8 protein-coding genes are annotated in these 10,408 nt (G+C 37.1%); 7 read left to right on the forward strand and 1 reads right to left on the reverse strand.

What is annotated here, in order from left to right:
- Positions 1–32: 32 nt before the first annotated feature.
- Entirely contained in the window at positions 33–386 is a 354-nt protein-coding gene (locus KZA12_RS14030) for an IS630 transposase-related protein (protein ID WP_218690656.1), read from the forward strand.
- Positions 370–879: an IS630 family transposase gene (locus KZA12_RS14035; RefSeq protein WP_373416635.1), complete on the forward strand. Its 510-nt coding sequence runs from the start codon at positions 370–372 to the stop codon at positions 877–879. The genes KZA12_RS14030 and KZA12_RS14035 overlap by 17 nt, the downstream gene beginning before the upstream one ends.
- Here KZA12_RS14035 and KZA12_RS14040 read toward each other — a convergent pair.
- A complete protein-coding gene (locus KZA12_RS14040; protein ID WP_256932994.1) occupies positions 866–1,096 on the reverse strand; it encodes a transposase in 231 nt (76 codons plus the stop codon). The genes KZA12_RS14035 and KZA12_RS14040 overlap by 14 nt on opposite strands.
- Positions 1,097–1,370: 274 nt before the next feature.
- On the opposite strand from KZA12_RS14040, the gene KZA12_RS14045 reads away from it, so the two are divergent.
- The 5 genes from KZA12_RS14045 to KZA12_RS14065 all read left to right on the forward strand — a co-directional run bounded on the left by KZA12_RS14045 (position 1,371) and on the right by KZA12_RS14065 (position 10,244).
- Positions 1,371–2,948, forward strand: a complete 1,578-nt coding sequence (locus tag KZA12_RS14045; RefSeq protein ID WP_218690658.1) for an AAA family ATPase — start codon at positions 1,371–1,373, stop codon at positions 2,946–2,948.
- Positions 2,945–3,802, forward strand: a complete 858-nt coding sequence (locus KZA12_RS14050) for an HNH endonuclease (RefSeq protein WP_218690659.1) — start codon at positions 2,945–2,947, stop codon at positions 3,800–3,802. The genes KZA12_RS14045 and KZA12_RS14050 overlap by 4 nt, the downstream gene beginning before the upstream one ends.
- 310 nt (positions 3,803–4,112) lie before the next feature.
- Positions 4,113–4,673, forward strand: coding sequence for a hypothetical protein (locus tag KZA12_RS14055; RefSeq protein WP_218690660.1), 561 nt, complete (start codon positions 4,113–4,115; stop codon positions 4,671–4,673).
- Entirely contained in the window at positions 4,673–6,997 is a 2,325-nt protein-coding gene (locus tag KZA12_RS14060) for a hypothetical protein (RefSeq protein WP_218690661.1), read from the forward strand. The genes KZA12_RS14055 and KZA12_RS14060 overlap by 1 nt, the downstream gene beginning before the upstream one ends.
- Positions 6,990–10,244, forward strand: a complete 3,255-nt coding sequence (locus KZA12_RS14065) for a site-specific integrase (RefSeq protein ID WP_218690662.1) — start codon at positions 6,990–6,992, stop codon at positions 10,242–10,244. Before KZA12_RS14060 ends, KZA12_RS14065 begins: the two co-directional genes overlap by 8 nt.
- Positions 10,245–10,408: the final 164 nt, after the last annotated feature.

A 10,408-nucleotide genomic window follows, 5' to 3' on the forward strand; every position in this document is an offset into this window, starting at 1 on the left:
CTTTTAAAACTGAGAGAAAGATATTAATAACTATGACTTATTCTGCAGACTTCCGAGCGCAAGTGATTAAAAGTGTTAGAAACAAAGACATGACTATTCGTGAAGCATGTACTTTCTATAATATCAGTAAAACTGCATTACAACGCTGGTTGAAAAACCCAATTATTAAACAATCTCGGGATAAAGCACCCAGTAAAATACCAAATGAAGCACTTCTTCAAGACGTTGCGCAATACCCAGACGATTACATGTACGAGCGAGCACAGCGTTTAGGCTGTAGCAAATCAGGCATTGAGATCGCCTTAAAGCGTTTGGGTATCAGTCAAAAAAAAGACCTTGGAGCATCCAAAAGCCTGTCCGATCAAAAGAGTGGCGTATCAGAATAAGCTCGATAGCTTTACGCAGCAAGGCTATCCCATTGTCTATATGGATGAAAGCGGCTTTGAGGCTGAAACAATGAGACCTTATGGCTATGCGCCAATCGGTAGCCCTTGTATTGATAGCTACAACTGGCAAGTAAAAAAGCGTACTAACGTTATTGGTGCTCTTCATGAAAAGATGCTGTTTGCCCTTGCTTACTTTGAGCAGAATATTAACAGCAATATATTCTATCATTGGTGTAAACAGACACTGATCCCAAGTCTTAAAACCAAATGCGTGATTGTCATGGATAATGCTCGGTTTCATAAAAATAGACGTATTCAAAAGCTGCTCAATATGTACGGCCATCGTATTTTATGGCTGCCACCGTATAGCCCTGATCTGAACCCTATCGAAAAAAAATGGGCGCAGGCTAAGTTTCTACGCCAAGGGTGGATGGAGAATAATTTACCTAAACTGTTTCATGATATGGGTTGTATCTCTTTTATTGTGGATTGACTATATAATCATCTGGGTATTTTTTTACGTCTTCAATCAATGTGTCATCAGGTATTTTAGTCGGTGCTTTATTTCTGGTTGTTTTAGGGACTAATTTCTGTTGCCAACTATGAATGGTGCTGGTGCTAAGTCCATAAAATAGTGCAGCTTCTCGTATTGTCATACCATCCGCGATGCTAGAAAGTACCTGTTTGCGATAGTCTATTGAATAAGTCATCGTTTATTTTATTAAATGTGATTGTTAATAGAATTGTATCGGTTTTATTTGGATTAGACTATATCAGTAGCTATGATTTTAAAGGGTTAGATATTAGAATTAAATGACAGAACCGCATAGAATCTTTAAAGATTTAATAGATATAACTACTCAAAATAGTATTAAGAAATATATACATTTATTTCTCTCAAAATATTAATATTTACTTAAAAATAAGTTTTTAAGAGCTTTACTATAACGATTGCAATGAATATTAAAAAAAGGAAATTGAGAGATGGAAATAACATTTAGAGCATTAACGAGAAATGAGTATCTTCCTTCTACTGGCAAAAGCACTGTTTTTTTACAGTATGATAACTGGGATGACTTTGGTTTTGAAACGCTATTTAGACTTACTGTCTTTGATGAACAAGGTAATAAGCAATCTGTAGGTGACGTGAAAATTGGCTTTATTGGGCAAGAGCAGAGTAGTACATCGGGTAAAATGCCTCGAATTTTCAACTCTTTAGAACATATTTATTCTTTAGGCCAAGATGCTGATTATTACCATAATCTTATGCAGTATCTTTCTAATAATATGCGAGAGAACATATTAAAAACTTTAGGTGATGTGGTATACAATTCCAGACTTTTAGAAACTGTCAGTAATGAAACTGCTTTTAGCGTTTCCTTATTAAGATCAGTTAAGCTTACAACCGTAAAACATCAGTTTCGGCGAATTTTACAAGGTGAAGCTGAATTAACGAACTATGATTTCTTTTTTGAAAGGCCTTCTAATAGTATTTACTCTGGAATTAATGTATGTTTTAAAGTAGATCCGACTACCAAGCCTTCCTCTAACATACATATTTTAATCGGTCGGAATGGTGTAGGAAAAACAACTTTACTTAATAATATGGTTGATGCGCTTATTCCTAATCGAGGCTTAGAAAATCATGCTGGATTTTTTGAAACCTCAAATTTATTTGGAAAGAATAGATCCTTAAATAAAGATTATTTTGCTGGAGTTGTCTCTGTTTCTTTTAGTGCATTCGATCCTTTTATTCCCCCTAAAGATCAACCCAACGCAAATATTGGAATGCAGTATTACTATGTAGGTTTAAAAAAATACGTAATTGAAACGAACACTTGGACATCGAAAAATATAGAGGATTTATCTAAAGACTTCACTATAAGTTTGGGACTTTGTTTTGCATTAAGCTCCAAGAGAAGTAGATGGATTGATGCTATTAAAAAATTAGAATCCGATCTTAATTTTGCCGAAATGGACTTATGTCAACTTCGTAATATATACGTTCATGATTATTCTGATGGTAAACAGCAGTTTTTTGAAAAGTCTGAAGCATTGTTTAAAAGAATGAGTTCAGGCCATGCTATCGTGCTTTTAACTATTACTAGACTAGTAGAGACAGTTGAAGAGAAAACCCTGGTTTTACTTGATGAACCCGAAAGTCATCTTCATCCACCACTTCTATCTGCATTCACTAGAGCTTTATCTGATTTAATGGATAATCGCAATGGTGTGGCGATTATCGCAACACATTCACCAGTGATATTGCAGGAAGTCCCTAAGTCTTGCGTGTCTATTATTAGAAGAGCAAGACTCATTTTCAATGTCGATAGACCAGAAATTGAGACATTTGCTGAAAATGTAGGTATTTTAACAAGAGAGGTATTTGGCTTGGAGGTATCCAAATCCGGTTTCCACGACTTACTAGCAAGTTCTGTGAAAGAAGGTAAGAGCTACGAAGAGATAGATAAGGAATACCAATATCAACTCGGTTTTGAAGGTAGAGTAATGTTACGTTCATTGATTTCGATTAGAGACTCACAAGTGGATGATGAAATATGAGAGCTATAGTTGCTCCTAATGAAGATCCAAGATCAGTTTATCAAACTTGTATCAATAGTATTCAGAAAGACAGTTTACGTAATCGGCTAAACGCAGTGGATAACACTATTTTTCTTGCGGCAAAAGAATATGAAGAAAAAGCATTGATCAAACAGCTTTATACTCTTCCAGCTAGTAATTATAAAAAAGATGATATTGTCCTAGGCACAGTAACTAAGGCAGAGCTTACAGCTGTTTACACTGAACACATGGTAGGTCAGGATAAGCCTGCAAGATCAATTTATGACAAATTGTACGATTCAGCGCCATTAGGTAAGTGTCCATTTTGTGGTTTTGCTTCAGTTAGAACTCTGGATCATTATTTACCTAAATCTAAGTTTCCTCAGCTATCAGTTGTTCCGATGAACCTTGTACCATCATGTAGAGATTGTAACAGTGGAAAGGGCGTTGTTACTGCTACTACTGAAGAAACACAGAGCTTACACCCTTATTTCGATCATAATCATTTTATTAATGAACAATGGCTTTTCGCTGAAGCGATTCGCACAATTCCAATAACTATTCGTTTTTACGTTCAACCTCCAGATCATTGGGATGATATTTCAAAGGCTAAAGTCAAGAATCATTTTCTAAACTGTGATTTAGGCTCTCGTTACAAAAAGGAAACGACAGCTGAGCTTGCTGCTTTGAAAAACACCTTATCTCTCTATGGGGAAATAGGAGCAAGTGCTATACAGGCAGAGCTTACAATTAGAGCAAAAGGATATTTTCAGTTGTATAAGAATTCATGGCAAGTGGCTATGTTCCAAGCACTTGCCAGGTCTTATTGGTATTGTGATAGTGACTTCAGCTGAACGATAGATATGATAGTAGTGACTAGAAGACCTGTATTAAATATAAGTTTTCATCAATTTTTAATTTCGAAGAATGGGTAAGAATGCAAACCCCAACTCTGAGCTACCCACCTAGTAAAACCCTAAAAAAATAACAACCTCTTAGAGCTATATTAGTTGTGGCTTTAAGAGGTTTTTTTGTGCTTAAAATAATCTAAAATATTTAAAGTCTATAACCATTCTACAATTTTGAGCACCATGACATTAAAGTGTTTGACACCTAAGTCATTATTATATAACATGAATTATATTCACTAATTACGAAATAAACATGAAAAATATTAACTTTAAGCCAAGGCAAAAACTCATAGTTCCATGTAAAAGTACTTTACTTGTACATCGTTATGCTGAGACGGCTTTATCTGTTTGGCAGAGATTTAAACCTGAGCCTACCTACGTCAATATGGAATGTATTAATAAGTTCTATCGACCGCCACTTCGATTGATTGAAGGAGGAGATAATGTTTTTTATTTCTGCAATGAGTTTCAGAGGATTAATCAGGTTTTGAGGTTAGAGAGCGATAGTGATTATCCGTGTTTAATTACGCCTGAAAGTATTAAAGATATTCAGCAGCTGGCATGGATGGAGGTTATAGATTTGATTTTCTTGAAAGATGCGCACCATCCTGATTTATTTAAAGCACTTAAAGGTACGGCACCTCGAAGCGTCATATGCCAACTAATGGGCATTAGATATCTGACTATAAAAGGCTATTGCCGTTTTGCAGGCATTAGTCAAAGTAGTTATGAATATATGCAATGTAAATTTGAACTAGAAGAGCGTGTTATAGGTATCCCTCAAAATATGAACTGGCTGAGTGATGTACCCTAATGAATATAAAGAAATTTGATAACAACGAATTAAAAATGGTTCTAGATCAGCTAGTACCACTTGATTCACCGCACTATATAAAAGTGCAAAATCTAATTATTAATCTTATTCAGATTAAACCTAGCTTTTGTCTTTGCGTTGGTGAACATGCCAGCCTAGTTATGCCAGTATTTACATCGTCTGAATGTGAAACTATCGTCAGGACAGTCATCAAGGGAAAAAAGATTGAGGATTGGGCAGTCACTTATATGCTGGTCTTGTTTTACCAGAAGTATGGTCAAGCACATATTGATAATGAAGCATGGCAGTTTATGAGTGCATATCTGCAAGTCATCATTATGATCGCTATACGTAAAGATGACCACTCCGCCAAAGTCAATCAGCTAAGTGTGCGTCTAAGGATGGGTTTAAAGGACAATAACCCACAATCTGAGATTGTTAAAAAATTGATTAGTATTCATGCTCAACATGCTTCACTCACAGATGTATTAGCGGCGTTACGTCAATACGAAGCCCAAATCGGAAATGATGAAAAGTTAGGCAGGATCGTTAATAAAAAGCTGGCTGGTAAAATTAGCCAGATCAGACTTGCTTATGAAGTGGTTGCAGAGAACAAAGCGTTTGTAGGTAAAACCTATAGCAATTCACAAAACAATGATCTTAATAAAGAACACGCTAATAAGCGATACCTAGATAGTGATGATGAGCCAATACGAGTCACAATATTTGGCAGACCCCATAAAAATGATAACGTGGCGGACGCTGAAAATATTGCTGATGATGACCCGCCTGCGCTCCTAGACAATGATTTTAAACCCTCCAGTACAACCGCTAAATCTTCAGAACTACAGCAATGGAAGCTAAAAAATAATTATCGACATGCCCGCCGTAATCAGTTTTATTTTCCTACCAACCTACGTCAACTAAGCCTACTAAGCTATCAAGTGCTATTTGCTCGGGTGTGGCAGCTTTTTATTATTGTCAGTTATAAGCAGCGTCAGGTTTATGCGGTCATATTACTATCACTATTAAGTGGTCGGAAGATCCAAGACGTAATTTATGAGTTAGAACTGGATAAAAGTCAGCGCAAGTGGTTGAGTCATGATAACGGTTCGGCTGCTGATAGTTATGCTATGAGTAATACTATTAACGTAACTTCGAATCGTAGGAGCCACTTATTACCGCATCGTCAAAGCCATGATAATGAATTTAAATTACCTCTGCCAGCTAGGCTACAAGCAGTTATTGAAAATAAGTTTTTGGTGGATAGTGATGAAGTATCTGAAGTGCTGGCAAGCTTAAAAACGCAACTAGAGCTACCAGTGTTATCAAATCAGCATATTGACGCTTGTTTATATACAGTTATAAAGAATGAGCTGCAAGAGCCATTACATGCCGACATGATTACTGGGGTTGACGTGAAACACAGCTCGCCCTTGTATTACACCAGTATTGAGACGATAAGCTTAGAGAGGACCTACTACAGCGCTATACAGCTATTGACTGAATACTGTACTGCAGACAGCCAAGGTGAGCTGCGACAGCTTAGTATGTCTAGCACCAAAAGCAATCGATATAAAAAATATATCGGTAGTGACATGACTTTGAATACTGATATCTGTCAAAAGTTTTTTGATGAGCTTGCTGAGGCAGCTGAGAGTTATAACGGTCGATTAAAGCGGAACGTAAGCATAAGGCAGGACCGTTATATTGAGCAGTTTAATGCTTATAGTGTCTGGCTATGGCACATCATCTTTATTCAGACTGGGATTAGACCTGTAAAGCATGCGCCTGGGCTTTTAAATCAATTTGATTTTAGGCAGCGGCTGTTATGGGTGTCGGATAAAGAAGAGCGTCATGGACAAGGGCAGGGAAGGCTTATTCCTCTTAGTGATTTCTTAATCACAGCTATTCAGAATTATATTGAATATATCAAGCAATTTGCGGTCATGCATAATTCTATATATCCCAATGATCAATTTCCTATAAATAACGTTTTCAACTCTAGTCAGCCACTCATTCAGCTATTTAGTCAAAATCCCAAAGGGTTTGCCGGTATTACGCCTAGTAAGGTTCGCTATCAGATAAAACATTTTTTTAGTCACCAAGATAATTGGCTAAGACATCAATTACGTTCACTACTAACGAATAGGTCTCCTGAGCATTTGATCTGCGCTTTATATGGTCATGAACATCCCGATCAGGAAGCTATGCATCCAATGTCGTCATTATCCATTAATGAGCTAAAAGAATTATCCGCTGACTTAGATAAAGTTGCTATTCGGCTTAACCTACGACAAGTTAAGGTGAATATATATGGATAATGCGGTTGCCCATCAGTTAAGAGAAGAAAATAAAAGTAAAAGTCATGAAGCTATCAAAAATGAGGCTAAGGTTTTGATAGCTTCGTATGTTGATGACAATCACATACCCACAGGGACAGATCTAACTGAATATTATCAAGCTATCGATAGTGTACTTGAAATGCATTTTGATACTGCGCATACCTATTATCTAGCCAGACAAGGGTTTTTAGAATATATACGGAGTTATAACAAAGCTCATGAACTGAATCTAGATGAACCAGTTGTGCCAGTCATAGCAGAGCGCGATAATTTAACAATATCTTATGATTGGATGGTGAATGGCACTCAAGTGAGTCATGCTAGCCAGCAGATGATTGAAATATGGCAACGAAAAAAAAGGTTCTCAAACAATGATTTTATTGAGTCGGCGCTCTACTGTAGCGTGATGTACGGGGGATTAGATGACATAGATGTGTTAAAAGCACTTTATCAATGGCTCCTAGGCGAACGTGAGATATACCAATTGCAGGTACCAGCAACTGATGAGTTACCAGGTTCAGGTATCGACCATGAGAGTTTGGCGCTAATCTTGCTAAGTATTGATGATGACAATTACGGTTGTTCTCATACGCAAGGTCATACTTCAGGGGATATATCTGATACAAGCTTACAGCGCTATGTCGAGTACATACCTGACGATATGACACTTTGCTTTTTATATGCGCTAAAAGATAAAAAGTTAAAAAAAGAAGGTGTGAAATCGTTTGAAACCATTATTAATGAGATTTGTAAGAAGCTAAAACTACAGAATAAAGATAAAAGTAAACCACATTTATCACAATTAATAAAATACGCTGACTATCATTGGCGGCAGATGAAGGGGGGCGATATAGACACTGCGCTGGCTATTGTTAGACAGGGCAGGATTAAAACGACGGGCTTAACTACAAATAAGCTTATTAATTATAATCAAGAGGTGTTTAAATCAAACCCACAGCCGCTTACTTGGTCAGAGTTGTTTGTAGCAAGTTATTCGGGATCAGACAAAAAAAGCACCAATAGTAGAGATTATCCAAGCTTTAGTAAGAATCTTATTAAAGAGGTTCAAGATGCCCTTAAAGGTAGTAAAGCATCCGCTATTATACAAGTAGAGCTGTTACAGCAGGAGTTAACCCAACCCAACGCCATGCGTCTTTTAGGATGGGTAAAGAGCTTATTGAATGATAGCAATAACAGGTTAGATACCATCAGTAAATATCTGGGATGTATTGGTCGGGATTGGCTGATGCTAACAATGGATGAGGAGCTTGATGAATGGTCTGATGAAGACTTTGAAGCTGTATATGAGGAGATTATTCAAAGTAAGATTAAGGATGGAAGAAAGCATTCTATTTTGCACAAAGACTCAGGCTTTGGTGAAGGCAATCTAGATACGGATGATGATTTAGTTGGCTGTGCAGACGATGTGTTAAGTCAAGGTAGTCTCAATGTCTTGAATAATGAGCATCTAAGCAAAAATAAAGTTTCATATCTGGATAAGCTCAAAGATACTCAAAAATTTACTTACGGCAGACTACGAGCTTTTCATGATTATCAGCGAACACACTACGATGCTCCATATGTGTATTTCCCGTGGGGTAATAAACGCCAAGTGGTAAATGCGAACATGATATCGCCTCGGATATATCATGCGATGAAAGAATATATAGTTAACTCAGAGCTAGACCTTGAGCAAAAAAGATTATGTTTACTAATCTTGAGTCTTGCATACCGAACAGGAATGCGAATTAAAGAACTTATCGGTATTAAAGTCGGTGATATAGCAGATATCTATACTGATGAGCATGGACAAAGAATAGAGCAGCCACAAATATGGCTAAGACCAAATCGCTATCGGAGATTGAAAAGTAGCAGCGCAAGTCGCCTTATAGCGGTTAACTGCCTACTTAAGAAAGACGAGCTAAAACAATTTACTCAGTTATATCGTCAGCAGAAAAGATTGAAGCGTCGTTACTTGTTTTCTCAAGGTTCAGGTGATCAGCCGTTACCCAGTGTGGTTTTTAGTAATCTCATGAAGTTAATTTGGGATAGATTGCTAGGAGAGCACGACTTCACATTTCATAGCTTTCGGCATACAGCTATTAGTCAGCAGGCGTTAGTATTAAGTAATTCGCCATTGGCACAGGTAATGACTGATTATGATAATGAGCAGTGTGGGAGAGTTATTGAAGGTATCCTTGGCTATCACAAGTATCAAGGCACTTGGTTTGGGCTAGCTAGCTTGGCAGGGCATTTAACGTGCGACACAACCTTCGAGCATTATATTCATACTGCTCATCTGCTGGCAGGGGAGCGGCTGAGTAACGCTTGCTTGGAGCTACCTATAACAGTTTTAGAGCTAATAACAGGACTAGATTACTCTATCATTTATAGGCAAGACAAAACTGCCTATGATGCAACGACAAAGACGGTGCAGTTAGATAAGATAAGATCATACTTTCTTAAAAAAATAGCTGTTAATAGAACTCCATTATTTAAGAATATAGATGAACCTAATAGCAATGCTATCCAGCAACTGTTAAACCGTAACTTAAATGGATTTAATGAGTCGAATATAAATTCAATTTTCATTCATCCTAAATATGCAGACGTCATAGGTTTTCTGGAGGAATTGCAGAAGTTAAGCATAAACTCTCGAGATGAGATGTTACCTGAGACTGCTATTAGACATGGCATAAATCTGACTGAAGCTCAGTCTATGTATCATCGCGCTAGAAAGATATTTGATGATGATAGGTTGTTATTAGGTAGACCTAGAGGTAGTGAAAATCAGGCAACGTTAATTAGAGCATTAAATAGAGCGTATCAGATGTCTATAAACAATCCCGACCAGTTGAAATTATTTATTAAGATATTTATTTTAAAACAAAATCTTAAACCTGCATCAATACATTTTGGCATCAAGCAAGAGCAATTACAGCTATTGCTTGATTTCATGGCGGTAGGCTGTCAGCTTATTGATTCATCCCAATGGCAGATTAGAGCATCAAGTAAACAAGCCGTTATTGATCTAAAAAAGAGCCTTAGAATTGATAAGCAAGTAAGAATAGGGTCGCGTCAAAATTTTCACGGGTACGATGTACGCGTCATAGAAAAGAAGCGTAAAAGGTCTGATAAAAATATGGCTAAGACGGATAATTATGACGCTTCATCAGGTGTATTGAGATACCTAGGTTATCTGTTGATGGTGTTGGTGGAATTCTAAAGGCTATAGAGTTTGTTTGGTTTATATATGCAAATATGAGCCCATCCCAGATTCTGTGTAACTGCCATTTAGATTAAATGCCTGCTGATACGATCATCAAACATAATCATAAAGCGATTTAAAGCAGACGTCCAGTTACGGATGGGCATCGACCATTTTTTGGA

Source organism: Psychrobacter sp. BF1 (assembly GCF_019279065.1).
GTDB classification, from domain to species: Bacteria; Pseudomonadota; Gammaproteobacteria; order Pseudomonadales; family Moraxellaceae; genus Psychrobacter; species Psychrobacter urativorans.